This is a genomic window from Modestobacter sp. SSW1-42 (assembly GCF_046635825.1).
Lineage (GTDB): Bacteria > Actinomycetota > Actinomycetes > Mycobacteriales > Geodermatophilaceae > Modestobacter.
Window position 1 is genome coordinate 158,205 of sequence record NZ_JBISCA010000005.1, and the last position, 17,187, is coordinate 175,391.

Annotated in this window: 20 protein-coding genes; 13 read left to right on the forward strand and 7 right to left on the reverse strand. The window is 76.4% G+C overall.

Features of this window, described 5'->3' with window-relative positions; all coding sequences use genetic code 11:
• The first annotated feature begins 39 nt into the window (after positions 1 to 39).
• Genes ACGBYP_RS18065 through ACGBYP_RS18085 form a run of 5 tightly spaced genes read left to right on the forward strand, consistent with a single transcriptional unit; the run spans position 40 to position 4,799 of the window.
• On the forward strand, positions 40 to 1,284 hold the full coding sequence (locus ACGBYP_RS18065) for a glycosyltransferase family 4 protein (RefSeq protein ID WP_411586305.1): 1,245 nt from the start codon (positions 40 to 42) through the stop codon (positions 1,282 to 1,284).
• On the forward strand, positions 1,284 to 1,985 hold the full coding sequence (locus tag ACGBYP_RS18070; protein ID WP_411586307.1) for a class I SAM-dependent methyltransferase: 702 nt from the start codon (positions 1,284 to 1,286) through the stop codon (positions 1,983 to 1,985). Before ACGBYP_RS18065 ends, ACGBYP_RS18070 begins: the two co-directional genes overlap by 1 nt.
• Entirely contained in the window at positions 1,982 to 3,046 is a 1,065-nt protein-coding gene (locus ACGBYP_RS18075; RefSeq protein ID WP_411586309.1) for a prenyltransferase, read from the forward strand. The genes ACGBYP_RS18070 and ACGBYP_RS18075 overlap by 4 nt, the downstream gene beginning before the upstream one ends.
• The gene (locus ACGBYP_RS18080) at positions 3,043 to 3,894 is read left to right on the forward strand and encodes a glycosyltransferase family 2 protein (protein ID WP_411586310.1); all 852 of its coding nucleotides are present in this window, start codon (positions 3,043 to 3,045) and stop codon (positions 3,892 to 3,894) included. The genes ACGBYP_RS18075 and ACGBYP_RS18080 overlap by 4 nt, the downstream gene beginning before the upstream one ends.
• On the forward strand, positions 3,891 to 4,799 hold the full coding sequence (locus tag ACGBYP_RS18085) for a glycosyltransferase family 2 protein (protein ID WP_411586312.1): 909 nt from the start codon (positions 3,891 to 3,893) through the stop codon (positions 4,797 to 4,799). Before ACGBYP_RS18080 ends, ACGBYP_RS18085 begins: the two co-directional genes overlap by 4 nt.
• Positions 4,800 to 4,878: 79 nt before the next feature.
• On the opposite strand, the gene ACGBYP_RS18090 is transcribed toward ACGBYP_RS18085, so the two are convergent.
• Genes ACGBYP_RS18090 through ACGBYP_RS18105 form a run of 4 tightly spaced genes read right to left on the reverse strand, consistent with a single transcriptional unit; the run spans position 4,879 to position 8,602 of the window.
• Positions 4,879 to 5,229 (reverse strand): TraR/DksA family transcriptional regulator, encoded by a 351-nt coding sequence (locus tag ACGBYP_RS18090; protein WP_411586314.1) that lies wholly within the window; start codon positions 5,227 to 5,229, stop codon positions 4,879 to 4,881.
• Between the two features lie 58 nt (positions 5,230 to 5,287).
• Entirely contained in the window at positions 5,288 to 5,917 is a 630-nt protein-coding gene (locus ACGBYP_RS18095) for a class I SAM-dependent methyltransferase (RefSeq protein ID WP_411586315.1), read from the reverse strand.
• Complete coding sequence (locus tag ACGBYP_RS18100) at positions 5,914 to 7,317, reverse strand: YibE/F family protein (RefSeq protein WP_411586316.1); 1,404 nt, start codon at positions 7,315 to 7,317, stop codon at positions 5,914 to 5,916. Before ACGBYP_RS18100 ends, ACGBYP_RS18095 begins: the two co-directional genes overlap by 4 nt.
• Positions 7,318 to 7,363: 46 nt before the next feature.
• Positions 7,364 to 8,602 carry a M20 metallopeptidase family protein gene (locus ACGBYP_RS18105; protein WP_411586317.1) on the reverse strand — a complete coding sequence of 413 codons (1,239 nt, stop codon included), beginning with the start codon at positions 8,600 to 8,602 and terminating at the stop codon, positions 7,364 to 7,366.
• Positions 8,603 to 8,665: 63 nt separating this feature from the next.
• Here ACGBYP_RS18105 and ACGBYP_RS18110 point away from each other — a divergent pair, with 63 nt between their 5' ends.
• The 4 genes from ACGBYP_RS18110 to ACGBYP_RS18125 all read left to right on the forward strand — a co-directional run bounded on the left by ACGBYP_RS18110 (position 8,666) and on the right by ACGBYP_RS18125 (position 11,704).
• Entirely contained in the window at positions 8,666 to 9,280 is a 615-nt protein-coding gene (locus tag ACGBYP_RS18110; RefSeq protein WP_411586319.1) for a class I SAM-dependent DNA methyltransferase, read from the forward strand.
• Positions 9,281 to 9,315: 35 nt separating this feature from the next.
• Entirely contained in the window at positions 9,316 to 9,855 is a 540-nt protein-coding gene (locus ACGBYP_RS18115; protein WP_411586320.1) for a DUF6226 family protein, read from the forward strand.
• Positions 9,856 to 10,047: 192 nt separating this feature from the next.
• Positions 10,048 to 10,803 carry a class I SAM-dependent methyltransferase gene (locus ACGBYP_RS18120; RefSeq protein WP_411586323.1) on the forward strand — a complete coding sequence of 252 codons (756 nt, stop codon included), beginning with the start codon at positions 10,048 to 10,050 and terminating at the stop codon, positions 10,801 to 10,803.
• Positions 10,804 to 10,813: 10 nt separating this feature from the next.
• Positions 10,814 to 11,704 carry an oxidoreductase gene (locus tag ACGBYP_RS18125; RefSeq protein WP_411586324.1) on the forward strand — a complete coding sequence of 297 codons (891 nt, stop codon included), beginning with the start codon at positions 10,814 to 10,816 and terminating at the stop codon, positions 11,702 to 11,704.
• Here the strand turns inward: ACGBYP_RS18125 and ACGBYP_RS18130 are convergent.
• Positions 11,667 to 12,806 (reverse strand): MFS transporter, encoded by a 1,140-nt coding sequence (locus ACGBYP_RS18130; RefSeq protein ID WP_411586325.1) that lies wholly within the window; start codon positions 12,804 to 12,806, stop codon positions 11,667 to 11,669. The two genes, ACGBYP_RS18125 and ACGBYP_RS18130, sit on opposite strands and share 38 nt — an antisense overlap.
• A 68-nt stretch (positions 12,807 to 12,874) precedes the next feature.
• On the opposite strand from ACGBYP_RS18130, the gene ACGBYP_RS18135 reads away from it, so the two are divergent.
• The 4 genes from ACGBYP_RS18135 to ACGBYP_RS18150 all read left to right on the forward strand — a co-directional run bounded on the left by ACGBYP_RS18135 (position 12,875) and on the right by ACGBYP_RS18150 (position 15,765).
• Entirely contained in the window at positions 12,875 to 13,486 is a 612-nt protein-coding gene (locus ACGBYP_RS18135) for a TetR/AcrR family transcriptional regulator (protein WP_411586328.1), read from the forward strand.
• A gap of 37 nt (positions 13,487 to 13,523) precedes the next feature.
• Complete coding sequence (locus tag ACGBYP_RS18140) at positions 13,524 to 14,639, forward strand: YihY/virulence factor BrkB family protein (protein WP_411586330.1); 1,116 nt, start codon at positions 13,524 to 13,526, stop codon at positions 14,637 to 14,639.
• A 219-nt stretch (positions 14,640 to 14,858) separates the two neighbouring features.
• Positions 14,859 to 15,344 (forward strand): Hsp20/alpha crystallin family protein, encoded by a 486-nt coding sequence (locus ACGBYP_RS18145; protein WP_411586332.1) that lies wholly within the window; start codon positions 14,859 to 14,861, stop codon positions 15,342 to 15,344.
• 73 nt (positions 15,345 to 15,417) lie between these two features.
• Positions 15,418 to 15,765, forward strand: a complete 348-nt coding sequence (locus ACGBYP_RS18150; RefSeq protein ID WP_411586334.1) for a helix-turn-helix domain-containing protein — start codon at positions 15,418 to 15,420, stop codon at positions 15,763 to 15,765.
• A gap of 105 nt (positions 15,766 to 15,870) precedes the next feature.
• Here the strand turns inward: ACGBYP_RS18150 and ACGBYP_RS18155 are convergent, their stop codons facing one another.
• Complete coding sequence (locus tag ACGBYP_RS18155) at positions 15,871 to 16,800, reverse strand: M48 family metalloprotease (protein ID WP_411586336.1); 930 nt, start codon at positions 16,798 to 16,800, stop codon at positions 15,871 to 15,873.
• Positions 16,801 to 16,802: 2 nt separating this feature from the next.
• Complete coding sequence (locus ACGBYP_RS18160; RefSeq protein ID WP_411586337.1) at positions 16,803 to 17,165, reverse strand: BlaI/MecI/CopY family transcriptional regulator; 363 nt, start codon at positions 17,163 to 17,165, stop codon at positions 16,803 to 16,805.
• Between the last annotated feature and the right edge of the window lie 22 nt (positions 17,166 to 17,187).

Genomic DNA, 17,187 nt, shown 5'->3' on the forward strand with positions numbered 1-17,187 from the left:
GGTGCCGGCTGACGCGGACGCGCTGGTTAGAGTCCGGGCATGGGACGGTCGCTGCGGGTCGCGCTGCTGTCCTACCGGTCCAAGCCGCACGGCGGCGGGCAGGGCGTGTACGTGCGGGCGCTGTCGCACGAGCTGCGCGAGCTCGGCCACCGGGTCGAGGTGTTCAGCGGCCAGCCCTACCCCGAGCTGGTCGAGGGCATGCCGCTGACCCGGGTGCCGAGCCTGGACCTGTACCGGGAGCCCGACCCGTTCCGCACGCCCCGGCCCGGTGAGTTCTCCGGCGTCCTCGACGTGGCCGAGTGGGCCGCGATGTGCACCGCCGGGTTCCCCGAGCCGCTGACCTTCAGCCTGCGCGCCGCCCGGCTGCTGCGCTCCCGCGCGGGCGAGTTCGACCTGGTGCACGACAACCAGTCGCTGGGCTACGGCCTGCTCCAGCTCCGCCGCGCCGGGCTGCCCACGGTCGCCACGGTGCACCACCCGGTGCAGATCGACCGCGACCTGGAGCTCGCCGCCGCGACCACCCGGCGCCGGCGGCTGCAGCTGCGCCGCTGGTACGGCTTCACCGCCATGCAGGCGCGGGTCGCGCCGCGGCTCGACGGCATCACCACGGTCTCCGAGAGCTCCCGGCGGGACGTCGAGACACACCTGGGCGTCCCCGCCGCCGGCGTCCGGGTGATCCCGGTGGGCATCGACCCGGAGGTGTTCACGCCCCCGCCGACCCCGGCCGGCCGGGACGGCGACCACGTCGTGGTCACCACCAGCGCCGACGTCCCGCTCAAGGGCCTGGTGCACCTGCTGGAGGCGATCGCCAAGCTGCGCACCGAGCGCGACGTACGGCTGACCGTGGTCGGCACCGCCCGCCCCGGCGGGCCCGCGGCGACCGCCATCGACCGGCTCGGGCTCGCCGAGGCGGTGCGCTTCACCGGCCCGGTCCCGACCGCGGAGCTGGTGCAGCTGCTGCAGGCGGCCACCGTCGCCGCCGTCCCGTCGCTGTACGAGGGCTTCTCGCTGCCGGCGGTGGAGGCGATGGCATGCGGCACGCCGCTGGTCACCACCGACGGCGGTGCCCTGCCCGAGGTCGTCGGCTCGCACGCCGGCGTCCAGGTGCCGGCCGGGGACGTCGGCCGGCTGGCCGAGGCGCTGCATCTGGTGCTCGACCACCCCACCTTCCGCGAGCAGCTGGGCCGGGCCGGGCGGGCCCGGGTGCTGGCCAACTACACCTGGCGGCGCACCGCGGAGCGCACGGCCGAGTGGTACGCCGACGTCCTGGACCGCCGGGCCTGATGCTCACCGTCGACTACGACCTGCTCGGCGTCCGGCCGGGCATGCGCGTCCTGGACCTGGGCTGCGGCGAGGGCCGGCACGCCTTCGAGGCCTACCGCCGCGGCGCCGACGTGCTCGCCGTCGACTGGGGTCAGCACGAGGTCGCGACGACGGCCGAGTGGCTCGGTGCGATCGCCGCGGCCGGCGAGGCACCCGCGGGCGCGTCGGCGGCGGTGGCCCGCGGTGACCTGCGCGCGCTGCCGGTGCCCGACGCCAGCGTCGACCGGGTGATCGCCTCCGAGGTGCTCGAGCACATCACCGACGACCGGACGGCGATCGCCGAGATCGTCCGGGTGCTGCGGCCGGGCGGGCGGGTGGCGGTCACCGTCCCGCGTTACGGCCCCGAGCGGATCTGCTGGGCGCTGTCGGACGGTTACCACGCCAACGAGGGCGGGCACGTCCGCATCTACCGCGGCGACCAGCTCTCCGAGCGGCTGTCGGAGGCCAGGCTGCGGCCCACCGACACCCACCACGCGCACGCCCTGCACGCGCCCTACTGGTGGCTGAAGTGCGCCGTCGGCGACACCGCCCTGACCAAGACCTACCACCGCGTGCTCGTCTGGGACCTGATGAAGCGGCCGTGGCTCACCCGCACCGCCGAGCAGCTGCTGGACCCGGTGCTCGGCAAGTCGTTCGTCGTCTACGCCGACAAGCCGGCGTGACCCTCCCGGAGGTGCCCGGCGTGCTCAGCGCCGACCAGCTGCGGACGACGGTGGCCGCGATCGCCGCCGAGCAGGCCGCCGACGGCGCGCTCCCCTGGTACCGCGGCGGGCAGCTGGACGCCTGGGACTCCGTCGAGGCGGCGATGGCCCTGGACGTCGGCGGCGAGCACGACCGGGCCCTGGCCGCCTACGGCTGGCTGGCCCGCCACCAGCGCCCCGACGGCTCGTGGGCCGCCGAGTACCGGGACGGCGCGGTCACCGCACCGGGCGTGGAGAGCAACCACGCCGGCTACCTCGCCGTCGGCGTCTGGCACTCGTGGCTGTGCACCGGCGACGCCGGCGCCGTCGACCGGCTCTGGCCCGCCGTCCGCCGCGCGCTGGACCTGGTGACGGCGATGCAGCTGGCCACCGGCGCGGTCAGCTGGGCGCTGCGCCCCGACGGCACCCCCGACGACCTCGCGCTGCTGACCGGCAACGCGAGCCTGTTCCAGGCGCTGCGCTGCGGCATCGCGCTGGCCGGGCTGGTCGGCGAGCCGCAGCCGGACTGGGACCTCGCCGCCACCGCGCTCGGCAGCGCGCTGCGCGAGCGGCCCGCGGCCTTCGCCGACCGGTCGCGGTGGTCGATGGACTGGTACTACCCGGTGCTCGCCGGCGCGGTGACCGGCGCTGCTGCGCAGGACCGGCTGGCCGAGGGCTGGGCGACGTTCGTCGTCCCGGGGCGGGGCGTGCGCTGCGTGGCCGACCGGCCGTGGGTCACCGGCGCCGAGACCTGCGAGCTGGCGCTCGCGCTGGCCGCCGCCGGACGCCGGGACGACGCCGCGGAGCAGCTCGCCGCGATGCAGCACCTGCGCGCCGACGACGGCTCCTACTGGACCGGCCTGGTGCTCAGCGACGGGGTCCGCTGGCCGGTCGAGCGCACCACCTGGACGGCGGCCGCGGTGGTGCTGGCCGCCGACGCGATCGCCGGCACCGGACCGGCCGCGGGCCTGTTCGCCGCCCCGGCCGCACTCGACCGCCCGGCCCGGGGCGCGCGGGACCGGCCTGGGAAGATCGCGGGGTGATCACCCCGCCGGAGCCCGCCCAGGTGACGTGCGTGATCGCCAGCCGCAACCGCCGCGACGACCTGCTCGACAGCCTGCCCCGGCACGAGGCCCCCGTCGTCCTGGTCGACAACGCCTCCACCGATGACACCGTCGCCGCCGTCCGCCGGGCGCACCCCGAGGTGACCGTCGTCCCGCTGCCGGAGAACGTCGGCGCGGTGGCCCGCACCATCGGCGTCGAGTACGCCCGCACGCCGTTCGTCGCCTTCACCGACGACGACTCGTGGTGGGCACCCGGCGACCTGGCGCGGGCGGTCGCGATCATGCAGGCGCACCCGCGGCTCGGGCTGCTCGCCGCCCGCATCCTGGTGGGCCCGGAGAACGCGCTGGACCCGGTCTGCACCGAGATGGCCGAGAGCCCGCTGCGCCGCGAGCCCGACCTGCCCGGCCCCTCGCTGCTGGGCTTCGTCGCGTGCGCGGCGCTGGTGCGGGTCGAGGCGTTCGCCGCCGTCGGCGGCTTCGACACCGTGGTGCGCTTCCCCGGTGAGGAGGAGCGGGTCGCCCTGGACCTGGCGGCGTCCGGCTGGGGGCTGGCCTACGTCGACGAGGTCACCGTCCACCACCACCCCTCCCCGCGCCGTGACGCGAACGCCGTCCGGCAGACCGGCATCTGGCGCAGCCGGGTGCTCACCGCGCTGATGCGCTACCCGCTGCCGGCGCTCGCCGGGCAGCTGCTGCGCGCGCTGCGGGCCGGGCGCGTCGGCGTCCGCGGGGTCGCGAGCGCGGTCCCGCGCGTGCCGGCCGCGCTGCGGGCGCGCCGGGTGCTGCCCACCACCGTCATGACCGGAGTCCGGGAGCTGCAGGGATGACCACACCGAACCCCGATCCGCGTGTCGCCGTCGTGGTGATCACGCACAACCGCCGCGACGAGCTGCTGCTGGCGCTCACCCGGCTGCGCGAGCTGCCCGAGCAGCCGCACGTGGTCGTCGTCGACAACGGCTCCGCCGACGGCACCGCCGCGGCCGTGCTCCGCGACCACCCGTGGGTGGAGCTGATCGCGAGCCCGGAGAACCTGGGTGCGGTCGGCCGCAACCTCGGCGTCGCCCGGCTGTCGACGCCCTACGTGGCCTTCTGCGACGACGACACCTGGTGGGACCCGGGCTCGCTGCGCGCCGCGGCCGACGCCCTGGACGCCCACCCGCGCCTGGCGGTGATCACCGCCCGCATCCTGGTCGAGCCCGGCGGCGTGGAGGACCCGATCGTCGTCGAGCTGCGCGACTCCCCCGTCGTCGGCGCCGACTGGCTGCCCGGGCCCGCGCTGGGCAGCTTCCTGGCCGGGGCGAGCGTGCTGCGCCGCGAGGCGTTCTGGGAGGTCGGCGGCTTCAGCGAGCGGCTGTGGCTGGGTGGTGAGGAGGAGCTGATGGCCGGCGACCTCGCCGCCCGCGGCTGGGAGCTCTGCTACCTGGAGCACCTCACCATCCACCACCAGGCCAGCACCGCCCGCGACCCGCACAAGCGGCGCGCCGACGGCATCCGCAACACCCTCTGGACGACGTGGCTGCGCCGCCCGCTGCGCCCGGCGCTGCGCCGCACCGGGCACCTGCTGCGGACCGTCCCCCGCGACAAGGTGACCGCGGTCGGGCTGGCGCGCGCGGTCCGTGGGCTGCCGTGGGTGCTGCGCGAGCGGCAGGTGCTGCCCCCGCACGCCGAGGCGCGGTTCGCCGCCCTGGAGGACGCCCAGCGGAAGTCGACCGCCCGCCGCTACGTGAGCTGACGCCCGCCGCTGTCGACCATGGGGGTCCCTGCCGCGGGACACGCCGTCCACCGCGTGTCGGCCGGCACGACGGCCGTGATCAACGACGGCGGGCGGGCTGCGAGGCGCAGGTGATGCAGGTGCGGGCCTGCGGGCGGGCGGCCAGCCGCTCGGGCGCGATCGGCTGGCCGCAGCTCTCGCAGACCCCGTAGTCGCCGGTCGCGGCGCGGGCGAGCGCGGCGTCGACGTCGGCCAGCCGCTGCTGCGCCTGGGCGATGAGCGCGGCGACCTGCTGGCGCTCGAAGGCGATGGTGGCGCCCTCGGGGTCGTGCTCGTCGTCGGCGTTGGACGACCGCGACGCGGCCACCACCTCGTCGAACTCCCGGCCCAGCGCCTCGATCTGCGCGAGCGTCTCGGCCCGGGTGCGGCTCAGGTCGTCGGCGGTGGTCACTCCTCCATCGTCCTCCCATGGAGTCCCAGTGCTCGGACGACGATGCGCCGGGACTCCGTCAGGCAGGAGGGGCGGTGCGGCGGAGCAACCGCAGTGACCCGGTGCCGGGCAGCTCGGTGAACTCACCCGACGCCAGCACCCGCGTGTAGACGCCGAACGGCGCCTGGCCGCCGTCGGCCGGGTCCGGGAAGACGTCGTGGACGGCGAGCGTGCCGCCGACGGCGACCTTGGCGACCCAGGCGTCCTGGTCGCGGCGGGCGGACTCCTCGGTGTGGCTGCCGTCGAGGAACAGCAGCGCCAGCGGGGTCGACCACAGCGGCGCCAGCACCTCCGACCGGGTGACGACGGCGACGACGACGTCCTCGGCACCCGCGTCGGCGATGGTGCGGCGGAAGCCGGGCAGGGTGTCGATGCGGCCCACGTGCGGGTCGACCAGCTCGGGCTGGTGGAACTCCCAGCCGGGCTGGTGCTCCTCGGAGCCGCGGTGGTGGTCGACCGTGACCACCTGCCGCCCGGTCTCCCGCGCCGCGGCCGCGAGGTACAGCGCGGACTTCCCGAGCCAGCTGCCGATCTCCAGCAGCGGCCCGGGCACGGCGACCGCACGCGCCGCCTCGTACAGCGCCCGCCCCTCATGGGGTGGCATGAACCCGGGGGCGGCGGCCGCGGCGGCCAGCAGGTCGGCGGTCACCGCGGGTCCCGGGGCCGCGGCGTCGTCCCCCGGCCCGGCTCGTCCCGGTCCCGGAACGGGTCGGCCGGACGCCGTCCGGCGGGGTGGCCACCGGCGCGGCGCGGGCCCTCGCCCGGCACGGCGGCGGCGCGTGCGGCCGGGGCGGGCTCCGGCGCCCCGGCCGGTGCGGCGGTGGAGGCCGCCGAGGCCACCAGGGCGCCGATGAGGGTGGTCACCGGGACGGCGAGCACCAGCGCGATCCCGGCCACCAGCGTGCCGATCACCTGCTCGCCGACCTCGGAGCCGGTGAGCGTCGTCCAGAACGGCCGCTGGTAGAGCTCGAACAGCAGCAGCAGCGGGAGCGAGGCCCCGGCGTAGGCGAAGACGATCGTGTAGACCGTCGAGGCGATGTGGTCGCGGCCGATCGCCATGCCGCGGCGGAACAGCTCCAGCCAGCCGGCCCGCGGCGAGGCCTCGTGCAGCTGCCACACCGCCGAGGCCTGCGTGATCGTGACGTCGTTGAGGATGCCCAGCCCGGCGACCACCAGGGCGGCCAGCACCAGGCCGGAGAAGTCCAGCGTCGGGTCGAACTGCAGCAGGGTCACCGCCTCCTCGCTGGAGAAGCCGGTGAGCCGGGCCGCGGCCACCGCCGCGGCACCCAGCACCGCCGAGAGGGCCAGCCCGAAGAGGGTGCCCAGCAGCGCCGTCGTCGTCCGGGCGGAGAAGCCGTGCGCCAGGTAGAGGACGACGAACATGATCGTCGAGGAGCCGACCAGGCTCACCCAGATCGGCGAGCCGCCCTCGAGCAGCCCGGGCAGCATGAAGGCCAGCAGGACGGCGAAGGCGAAGCCCAGGCCGAGCAGCGCGAGCAGGCCGCGGAGCCGGGCGACCGCGCCCACGATGGCGGTGAACGCGACGGCCAGCAGCACGATCGGCGTGCCGCGCGGGAAGTCCTGGAACGTGTAGCCGGGTGTGCCGGTCTCGATGCCGGGGTCGCGGTTGAGCACCAGCTCGTCGCCGACCGCCACGCCCTCGGCGACCACCTCCGGGGGCAGCTCGACCTGCACGTAGTCACCGGCGTCCTCGCCCTCGGCGACCACCATCACCGCCCGGGCGCAGTCCTGCGCCGGGGCGTTGCCCGTGGCCTCGACGCACTCGAAGGTCTCCAGCGAGGCCACCGTGCCCTGCGGGAACGTGGTGCCCGGCGGCAGGAACGACGCGGCCGCCTGCTGGGCCGCGGTCTGCCCGCCCTGCGGCCACAGCGTCACCAGCCCGACCAGCGTGGCCAGCCCGATCGGCACCAGCACGTAGAGCATCAGCCGCACCGCCCGGCGCCGGCGGGCGACCGCCGCCGGGTCGGGCGGGAGCTCCTGGCCGTCGGGTCCGGTGACGGGTCCGTGGCTATGGGTGTGGGCCGGCACGCGGTCAGGCTAGGCGCCGGGCCGGGCCGGCGCCGGGACCCGGGCGTCAGCCGGCGGGCGGGGGCGCGACCGGCCCGAGCAGCTCCGCGCCGGCGAGGTAGCCCGCCAGCAGCGCCGTGGCCACCTGCCCGACCACCTCGTCACCGGGCAGGAAGCGCGGCGAGTGCAGCCCGGGACGCCGTCCGTCGCCGTTGGGCTGCCCCCCGTCGACACCGAGGAACAGCATCAACCCGCGGGCGCCCTCGCAGAAGTGCGAGAAGTCGTCGGAGCCGAAGGAGCGCCACGCGTCGTCCACCGCCGTCCCGCTGCGGGCCAGCCAGCCGGCGGCGCCGCGGGCCAGCTCCGGGTCGTTGGTCAGCACCGGCATGTTGTGCTCGCTCTCGACCTGCGCGGTGCAGCCGTACGCCGCCGCGGTGCGCTCGGCGACCTCGGTGAGCGCCTGCACCAGCGCGAGCCGGTCCTCCTCGCGCATCGCCCGCAGTCCGCCGCGGGCCCGGGCGGTGTCCGGGACGACGTTGAACGACGTGCCGGCGTCCAGCTGGGTGACCGCCAGCACCGCGCTGACCGTCGGGTCGACGCGGCGGCTGACCAGCTGCTGCAGGGCGAGCACGATCGCGCTGAGCGCCAGTACGGGGTCCGCGGTGGTGTGCGGGTAGCCGCCGTGCCCGCCGTGACCGGTGACGGTGATCGTGAACTCGTCGCTGGAGGCGTTGACCGGGCCCGGGGTGGCGTTGACGACGCCGGCGGGCAGCTGCGGCTGCACGTGCGCGGCGACGACCGAGTCGACGTCCTCCTCGGCCAGCACGCCCTCGGCGACGACGTCCGCGGCACCCGACGGCGCGCGCTCCTCGCGCGGCTGCAGCAGCAGCACCAGCGGCGCCGGGCCGCCGACCCGGGTGACCGCGCGGGCCAGCGCGACCAGCCCGGCGAGGTGCGTGTCGTGCCCGCAGGCGTGCATCACCTCGCCGGTCGCGGTCCACGGGACGCCGGTGCGCTCCTGGACGCCGAGCCCGTCCAGCTCGGCGCGCAGCGCGACGCTGCGGCCCTCCCCGACCGGGACCCGGACCAGCCGGCCGGTCTCGGCGACGACGCGGCCCTCACCCAGGCCGAGCGCGGCGACGACGGCGGCGGCGGTGTCGCCCTCGTCCCCGGAGATCCGCGGGTCGGCGTGCAGCGCGTGCCGCAGCTCGACGGCGGCCGGCAGCTCCTCGGCCAGCGCGGCGCTCAGCCGCTCGAACCAGGCGGTCAGCGCGGCGGGGGGTTCGGTGGTGATCGGGAGGGTCACCGGACCATCCTCGCCGGGGGCGCGTTGCAGGCGGATGTCGGGCCGGGGTCCTGACCTGCCGCGGTGGACCTCGAGCCGGTGCGCGCTGCGTACGCGTCGGTCGCCGCGCAGTACGTCGACCTGTTCGACCGCGGCTGGCCCGCGCAGGAGGACCCCGGCGACCTGGCCCTGGTCGAGCGGCACCTGGTGGGCCTGGCCGGGCCGGTGCTCGACCTCGGCTGCGGGCCGGGGCAGTGGACCGGGCACCTGCACGCCCGCGGCGCCGACGTGACCGGCGTCGACGTCGTCCCGGCGTTCGTGGCACACGCCCGGGCCGCCCATCCCGGTCCTGCGTTCGTGCTCGGGTCGATGACCGGGCTCGACCTGCCCGCGCACTCGGTGGCCGGCGTCCTGGCCTGGTACTCGACGATCCACCTGCCGCCGGCCTCGCTGGACGACGTCCTCGCCGGGTTCCGGCGGCTGCTGGCGCCCGGGGGCACGCTCGTCGTCGGGTTCTTCGACAGCGAGGACGGCGTCGTCCCGTTCGACCACCGGGTCAGGACCGCCTTCCGCTGGCCGGTCGAGGTGTTCGCGCAGCGGCTGGCGGAGGCCGGGTTCACCGAGCTGGAGCGGCGGCAGCGGCAGTCGCCGGATCGGCCGGACCGCCGGTACGCCGCGATCGCCGCCCGCGCGACCTGAGGTCCTCGACGACGGCGAGGCCCTACCCTCGCGTCGTGGGCGGACGGTGGGGCGACGAGGAGCCACCGGCCGAGGCCCACAGCCGGGTCAGCGACCCCGAACGCTTTCGGCCACTGCTGGCCGCGACCGACGACCTGGTGGCCGACCTGCGGCGCCGATTCGACGTCGAGGTCAGCGACGAGCCCCTGGACGCCGGCCATGGCCTGCCTGCCCAGCGGTTGCACCCGGCCACGGGTGACGGTGCCGATCTGGTCGTCGTCCGGACCGACTTCCCCGGCGTCCACCTGCGCGCCGGCCGCTGGACCGACGCCTCGTTCCCGCGATGCGGTTGCGACGCGTGCGACGAGCAGGTCGACGAGCTGATCGAGGAGCTCGTGGCCTTCGCCGGCGACGTGACCGGCGGCCGGTTCGGGGAGCAGCTGACCGCCGGACCGGGTCCTCGGGAGCTGACCACGTGGCGGCCCGGGGCCATCAACACGGCGTACCTCACCCCCGCCGAGGCAGGCGCCCACGGGGAACCGGGCAGGCACGCGTGGGGGCCCTGGCCACAGCGCTCGGCGGCGTCGAGCACCTGAACCGGCAGCGGCAGCCCGCACTGCCGGCCGGGCGTCGGCCGGAGCCCGCTGGTCACGCACGCCGCGCCCCGGTCGAGATCCGGACACGAGGCGGTCACCGAGCACCCGGTCGACGTCACGCTCGTTGCGCCGGCAGCGGAAGGACGGCGTCGCGGCTGGCCGGCCGGGTGCGCATTGGGCACGGTGCCCGGCATGAGCGCCGACTTCGCCGGGGACATCGCCCGGCTGTACGCCCGGTACCGCCGTGACCTGCCCGCCGACCACGCCGCCGAGCTGGCCGCCCAGCTGGGGCTCAGCCCGACCGACCTGCTCCTCGACCTGTGGTGCGGCACCGGGCAGCTCACCGCTCCGCTGCTCCCGCACTGCGCCGGCGCCCTGGCCGTCGACCCGGAGCCGGGGATGCTCGCCGGCCTGCGGGACCGCGGCCTGCCCGGCGTCATGGCCGTGCTCGGCGCCGACACCGACCTGCCACAGCTGGGCCGCGTGCTGCCACCGCTGGGGGCCGTCGTCGTCGGCAACGCGCTGCACTGGATGGACGAGGCGGCGACGCTGGCCGCAGCGGCCGCACTGCTGCGGCCCGGTGGCGGGCTGGCCGTCGTCACCCAGGGGCCGCCGCTGTGGCTGGGCCCCGCACCCTGGCAGCAGGCGGTGCGCGGCGCGCTGGAGACCCACCTCGGCCCGGTCACCGGGACCTACGGCAGCGACGCCTCCGCGCTCGCCGGACGGGTCGGGCTGCTGGTGGGACAAGGGCTGGCCGTGCAGGTGAGCAGCTGGCGCGCCGACCACGTCGTCGACACCGACTGGGTCGTCGGCCACCTGGGCAGGGCGCTGTTTGGGGACGCCCTGACCGACGGCTTGCGGACGGCGCTGGCGAGGGCCCTCGCCGGGCAGCCCGGACCGCTGGTCGAGCAGGTGGTGACCACCGCGGTCGTCGCCCGGCGCACCTAGAGTCCTCGGCATGGGCACCCCGTGGACCACCGCCGACATCCGGCCGCAGACGGGCCGCACCGCGGTGGTGACCGGCGCCAACAGCGGCTTGGGCCTGGAGACCGCCCGGGCGCTGGTCGCTGCCGGCGCCCGCGTCGTCCTCGCGGTCCGCGACCTCGCCCGCGGCGAGCGGGCCGCGGCCGGCCTGACCGGTGACGTGGAGGTGCGCCGGCTGGACCTGGCCGACCTCACCTCGGTGCGCGCCTTCGCCGCCGGGTGGTCCGGGCGCCTCGACGTCCTGGTCGCCAACGCCGGGATCATGCACGTGCCGGCCGGCCGGACGGCGGACGGCTTCGAGCTGCAGTTCGGCACCAACCACCTGGGCCACTTCGCGCTGACCAACCTGCTGCTCCCGCACGTCACCGACCGGGTGGTCACCGTCTCCTCGTTCCTGCACCGACGCGGGCGGATCGACCTCGACGACCTGAACTGGCAGCGCCGCCGCTACTCCGCCGAGGGGGCCTACGCCCAGTCCAAGCTGGCCAACCTGCTGTTCACCCTGGAGCTGCAGCGCCGGCTCACCGCCGCCGGCTCGCCGGTGCGGGCCACCGCCGCCCACCCGGGCTGGGCGGCGACGAACCTGCAGGGCCGGTCGGGCAACCGGCTCAAGGACACCGCCCTGGCGGTGGGCAACCGGTTCATCGCCACCAGCGCCGCGCAGGGTGCCCTGCCGGTGCTGATGGCCGCCACCGCCGAGCTGCCCGGCGGCAGCTTCACCGGCCCCTCCGGGCAGCTGATGCGCGGCGCCCCGACCCTCGACAGCCGCAGCCCGGCCGCCTCGGACGGCGAGCTCGCGGGCCGACTGTGGGCGGCTTCGGCCACCCTCACCGGGGTCGACCTGCCGCAGCTGCCGGCCGGCTGACGGACCCGGCGGCGCGTTCGGTCACCGTCGCCGCGGCGAGCAGCAGCCCGGCCGCGACGACGAAGGCCGTGCGCGCGCCCGCCCCGCCGGCGACCAGCCCGAGCACGAGCGACCCGGCCGCCTGGCCGACGGTCAGGCCGGTGAACAGCACTGCCGCGGCCTGCGCGGCGGCTGCCGGCACGACCTGCGCGCCCCAGGCGATCAGCACCCCGCTCAGGACGACGAAGCCGCAGCCGAACACCGCCAGAGCCACCCCGGCGGCCCACGGGACCCCCGGCAGGACGGCGAGCAACACCGTGGCGACGGCCGTGCCCGCCGCCGCTCCCGCCCAGGCGGCACGCAGGCCGACCCGCTGCACCAGGTCACCGCTGATCCCACCGAGGAGCCCCGCCGCGCCGAGCACGCACCAGAGCAGACCGGTCGTGCCGTCGGCCAGCCCGCCGGGGTCGGCGAGCAGGTCGCGACCGAAGGTCCAGACGCCGGCGCAGCCGGCCCCGGCGACCGTGGCGGCCACCAGCGGACGGGCCAGCTCCCGCACCCGCAGCCTGCTGCGCCGGCCGCCGTCGCCGGCTGCGGCCCAGCGGGTGCTGCGGTCGGCGCCCCAGGTCGCCAGCACCGCGGCCATTGCGAACCCCGCCCAGGCCGCCCGCCAGGCCTCCGGCACCGCCAGCACCAGCAGCCCCCCGACGACGACGCCCGCGCCGGTGCCGCTGTTGACGACCGCCTGGGCACGCGGCCCGGCAGCCGGCGGCACCGTGGCGGCCACCGCGGCCACCAGCGCCGGGGTCGCCGCACCGGCACCGGTGCCGGCGACCAGCACCCCGGCGGTGAGCGCGGGCGCCGACCAGGCCGCGGCGACCAGCAGCGACCCGGCCGCCGCGGTCCCCGCCGCCAGCCACAGCGCGGACCGTGCCCGGCCGCGCGCGGCCCAGCGCCGGCCGAGCAGCGCCGCGAGGCAGTAGGCGAGGTAGCCCCCGGCGGCGATCCCGCCCGCGGCGGCCGACGACAGGCCGAACTCCGCCCGGAACCGTGGCAGGTGGAGGCCGAAGCCGTAGCGGGCCAGCCCGTAGGTCACGGCGATGACCGCAGCGCCCCAGGGCACGAGGGCAGGTGGACGTCCGCCGAGGTTTCAGAACGATCGTTTCACCATAACGATCGTTACGGTAGGGCGTGACCTCCTCCGCCGCGAGCCGGCCCGCGCGCGACCGGCTGCTGACCGCGGCCGGCGAACTGTTCTACGAGTCCGGCATCGCGGCCACCGGGGTCGACGCGGTCCTGCGCCGCGCCCGGGTGTCCGCGGCCACGATGTACGCCCACTTCGCCGGCAAGGACGACCTCGTCGCCGCGTACCTGCACCAGCGCCTGGAGGTGTGGCAGCAGAGCTGGGACGAGGTGCTCGCCGGCCGGACCGACCCGGTCGACCGGCTGCTCTCGGTCTTCGACGCGGTCGCCGCCTTCCGTGCGCAGGAGGGCGCCCGCCGGGGGTGTGGGTTCCTGGCCGCGGCGAGCGAGCTGCCGCCGGACCACCCCGGCCAGCGCTGGCTGCAGGCCGACAGCCGCCTGCTCACCGACCGCTTGCGGCACCTCGCCGTCGCCGCCGGCCTGCGCGACCCGGCCGAGGTCGCGGCCACGCTGCTGCTGCTCTACGACGGCGCACTGGCCCGGTCGGCCCGCCAGGCCACTACGCCGGAACTCGGGCGCGGTGACCCGGTCGAGCACGCCCGTCGGGTCGCGGCGGGCTGGCTGGCCGCACGCGACCAGGAGACACCGGCCGGCACCTGACGTGGTGGCCGCGGCGCAGTCGTGGTGCAGTGCTCCCGTGTCACTCACCGACCGGCTCGACGGGCTGCAGCGCCGGCACAAGGCCGCGGGCTTCCCGATCGCCGTCGTCTACAAGTACGTCGACGACTCCGGCCCCTACCTCGCCGCGCTGATCACCTACTACGCCTTCGTCTCGCTCTTCCCGCTGCTGCTGCTGTTCTCCACGATCCTGGGCCACGTGCTGACCGGGAACCCGGAGCTGCAGCAGCGGCTCATCGACTCCGCGCTGAGCCAGTTCCCGGTGGTGGGCGACCAGCTGGGCGAGCCGCGCGGACTCAGCGGCGGGCTGGTCGGCGTCCTCGTCGGTGTCCTGGGCGCGCTGTACGGCGGGCTCGGTGTGGCCCAGGCCGTGCAGCACATGATGAACACCGCCTGGGCGGTGCCGCGCAACAGCCGACCCAACCCGTTCCTCGCCCGCGGGCGCAGCCTGCTGCTGCTGGCGACGGCCGGGGTCGCGGTGATCGGGACGACGGCGCTGTCGACGCTCGGCGCGGGCAACGCCGGCTCGCTCGGGACGGTACTGAAGGTCGTGGCCCTGGTCGGCTCGGTCGGGGTCAACGCCGTGGTGTTCGTGTTCGCCTTCCGGCTGGCCACCGCCCGGCACCTGACCGTCCCGCAGGTGCTGCCCGGCGCGCTGATCGCCGCGGTGCTGTGGCAGCTGCTGCAGACCTTCGGCGTGGGCTACGTCGGCCACGTGGTGTCCAACGCCAGCGCCACCAACGGGGTGTTCGCGCTGGTGCTCGGTCTGCTGGCCTTCCTCTACCTGGCCGCGGTGGTCGGGGTGCTCTGCGTGGAGATCAACGTGGTGCGGGTCGACAAGCTGCACCCGCGCGCCCTGCTGACGCCGTTCACCGACGCCGTCGACCTCACCGCCGGCGACAAGCGCAGCTACACCGGCCAGGCCAAGGCGCAGCGCAGCAAGGGCTTCGAGCAGGTGCACGTCACCTTCGACCCGCCCGCGCACCGCCGGGACGACGCCGCGCATGCGGACGGCGCCGAGGAGGTCTCCGGGCACCCGGACCCCACCCCGCCGGACGCCGGTCAGGAGTCCGTCGCGCACGGGTCCACCGCCCGCGGGTCGACCACCCCCGGAGGGTCCCCACCGCCCCGGTGACGCGGCCTGCCGGCGCGGCGGGTCCCCGCCCGGGCAGTCGGGACCCTGTCCCCGTCCGGGGGCATGTCCCGAGCGACGACAGACCTCCACCGGCTGCTGCAGATTTTCTCGCGCCGGATGTTTGCTGTCCTGCTCGGACGAGGTAATCTGTAGTCGCCGCTGGAGATGTGGCAGCGGCCCCGATCGCAGAGAGACCGCACGACACGGAGGTGCTCAGCCATGGCGCTGACTTCCCACGACCCCTTCGCCAACGCCTCGTCGCTGTTCCGGGCGCTGGACCAGCTCGCCGGCCGCGCCGGCACCACCACGGCCCACCCGGTCGCCGGGATGCCGATGGACGCCTACCGGATCGGCGACAACTTCGTCGCCCACTTCGACCTGCCCGGCGTCGACCCGGGCTCGATCGAGATGTCGCTGGAGGGCACCACGCTCACGATCAGCGCCGAGCGCTCAGTCCCGCAGCTCGAGGGCGCGCAGTGGCAGGTCGCCGAGCGTCCCTTCGGCAGCTACACCCGACAGCTGGTGCTCGGCCGCAGCCTGGACACCGACCGGCTCGAGGCCAGCTACCACGACGGCGTGCTGACCGTGAGCATCCCGGTGGCCGAGAAGGCCAAGGCCCGCACGATCACCGTCACCCGCGCCGACACCCCCACCCGGGTGCAGTCGCACGCGATCGAGGGCGAGCAGCCCGCGGTCGAGAGCTGACCGCACCCACACCCCGGGAGGGGCGGGACCGGCCGGTCCCGCCCCTCCCGTCGTCCGTACGTCTGGAGACCCGATGAGCACCGACCCGCTGCGGTCGCTGGACGACCCCGACCACCCGGTGCTCACCATGAGCCAGGCGGCCGAGCTGCTCGGCGTCCAGGCCGCCTTCCTGCGCAGCCTCGACTCCGCCGGGGTGCTGCACCCGCACCGTTCCGCCGGCGGCCACCGCCGCTACTCCCGGCACCAGCTGCGGCTGGCCGCCCGGGTGCGCGTCCTGCTCGACGACGGCCACCTGCTCAGCTCCGCCCAGGTGATCGTGCAGCTGCAGGACGACCTGGCCGAGGCCGCCAGCGACCGGGACACCGCCCGCGCCGAACGCGACACCGCCCGCCAGGAGCTGCGCGACCGCGCCGCCGACTGACCGCGCCGGCGGCGCCGTCCGTCGTCCTGGCTCACCGCACGTGCTCCTGGCTCACCTCCTGCACCGAGTCAGGAGCGAGCACGATCAGGTCACCTGATCCCGGACTCAGACGACGGCGGGGAGGACCAGCAGCAGCGGCGGCACCAGCAGCAGGGCCATCGCGCACAGCAGCGCCGTCCCGCGGGCCACCAGCGACAGCGGCCGGGCGGGGGCGAGCAGCCGGCGCACGCGCACCGCGACCGAGCCCCCGGCGACGGCCAGCGCCCCCTCGGGCACCTGGCCGCCCGCTCCCCCGGCGGCGGCGACGATCGCCGCGGCCAGGGTGTGCCGCGGGTCGGGACAGCCCAGCGAGGTCAGCGCGACGTCGTCGGCCCGCATCTCGACCAGGTCGCGGACGGCGTCGTGCGCCCGGTCGGCGGCCGGCAGGACCGGCAGCGCCGCGCGCCAGGCCACGAACGGCAGCAGCAGCAGGTGGTGGTGCTCGCGCAGGTGCGCCCGCTCGTGGGCGACCACGGCATCCAGTTGCGCGCCGTCGAGCTCGGCGACGATGCCGGAGGACAGCACCAGCAGCGGCCGGGCGCCGGGGATGCAGAACGCGATCGGGGCGGGGTGGTCCAGCAGCCGGGTGTCCTCCCCCGGCACCGACCGGACGACGAGCTCGAGCAGCTCGCGGTGCCGCTTCCGGGTGCGCGAGGTGCGCACGAAGGACAGCAGCAGGACGCCGAGCAGCTCCAGCGCCAGCACCGCGGCGAGGGTCTGGGCGACCCAGTGGTCACCGCGCACCGCCTCTTGGGCGGGCTGGCGGGTGACCCAGTGCCACCACGCCTCGGGCAGCGAGTGGCCCCACGGAGAGAGCCCGTGCACCAGCAGCGCGCCGATGATCGACAGGCCACCGGCCAGCCCGATCGCCTGCCAGCAGACCAGCGCGACCAGCGGGTCGCGGCGGGGCCAGGCGGCGCGGGCCAGCGCGGCGGGCACCGGCCAGGCCAGCAGCGCCGCCAGCACGCCCAGGGCGATCGCGGTCGCGGGGAGCACGGTCAGCCGCGGCGGTCCCGGTCGGCGCCGGCCAGCAGCTCGCGCAGCATGGCGGCCTCCGCGGCGTCGACGCTGCCCACGAAGCGGGCCAGCGCGGCCTGCCGGTCACCGGCCTGGCCGAGCACCTCGTGCATCAGCTCGGCCACGTGCTCCTCGCGGGTGCCCACGGCACGGAACTGCCGGGGCCGGGCGTCGTCGTGGGCGACGAAGCCCTTGGACTCCAGCCGGGTCAGCACCGTGTGCACGGTGGTCAGCGCCAGGCCGCGGTCGGCCAGGTCGTCCTTGAGCTGGGTGGCCGTGCGAGGGCCGCCGACGGCCCACAGGTGCTCCAGCACGGAGCGCTCCAGGTCCCCCAGGATGTTCATCGATCTCCTGTCGGCCAGCTCA

Bases quoted from the DNA above. Each gene is read 5' to 3' on its own strand.
- ACGBYP_RS18150 (WP_411586334.1), top strand. From the start codon at position 15,418: ATGAGCACCGACCCGCTGCGGTCGCTGGACGACCCCGACCACCCGGTG.
- ACGBYP_RS18125 (WP_411586324.1), top strand. From the start codon at position 10,814: ATGGGCACCCCGTGGACCACCGCCGACATCCGGCCGCAGACGGGCCGC.
- ACGBYP_RS18145 (WP_411586332.1), top strand. From the start codon at position 14,859: ATGGCGCTGACTTCCCACGACCCCTTCGCCAACGCCTCGTCGCTGTTC.
- ACGBYP_RS18065 (WP_411586305.1), top strand. From the start codon at position 40: ATGGGACGGTCGCTGCGGGTCGCGCTGCTGTCCTACCGGTCCAAGCCG.
- ACGBYP_RS18085 (WP_411586312.1), top strand. From the start codon at position 3,891: ATGACCACACCGAACCCCGATCCGCGTGTCGCCGTCGTGGTGATCACG.
- ACGBYP_RS18160 (WP_411586337.1), bottom strand. From the start codon at position 17,165: ATGAACATCCTGGGGGACCTGGAGCGCTCCGTGCTGGAGCACCTGTGG.
- ACGBYP_RS18070 (WP_411586307.1), top strand. From the start codon at position 1,284: ATGCTCACCGTCGACTACGACCTGCTCGGCGTCCGGCCGGGCATGCGC.
- ACGBYP_RS18120 (WP_411586323.1), top strand. From the start codon at position 10,048: ATGAGCGCCGACTTCGCCGGGGACATCGCCCGGCTGTACGCCCGGTAC.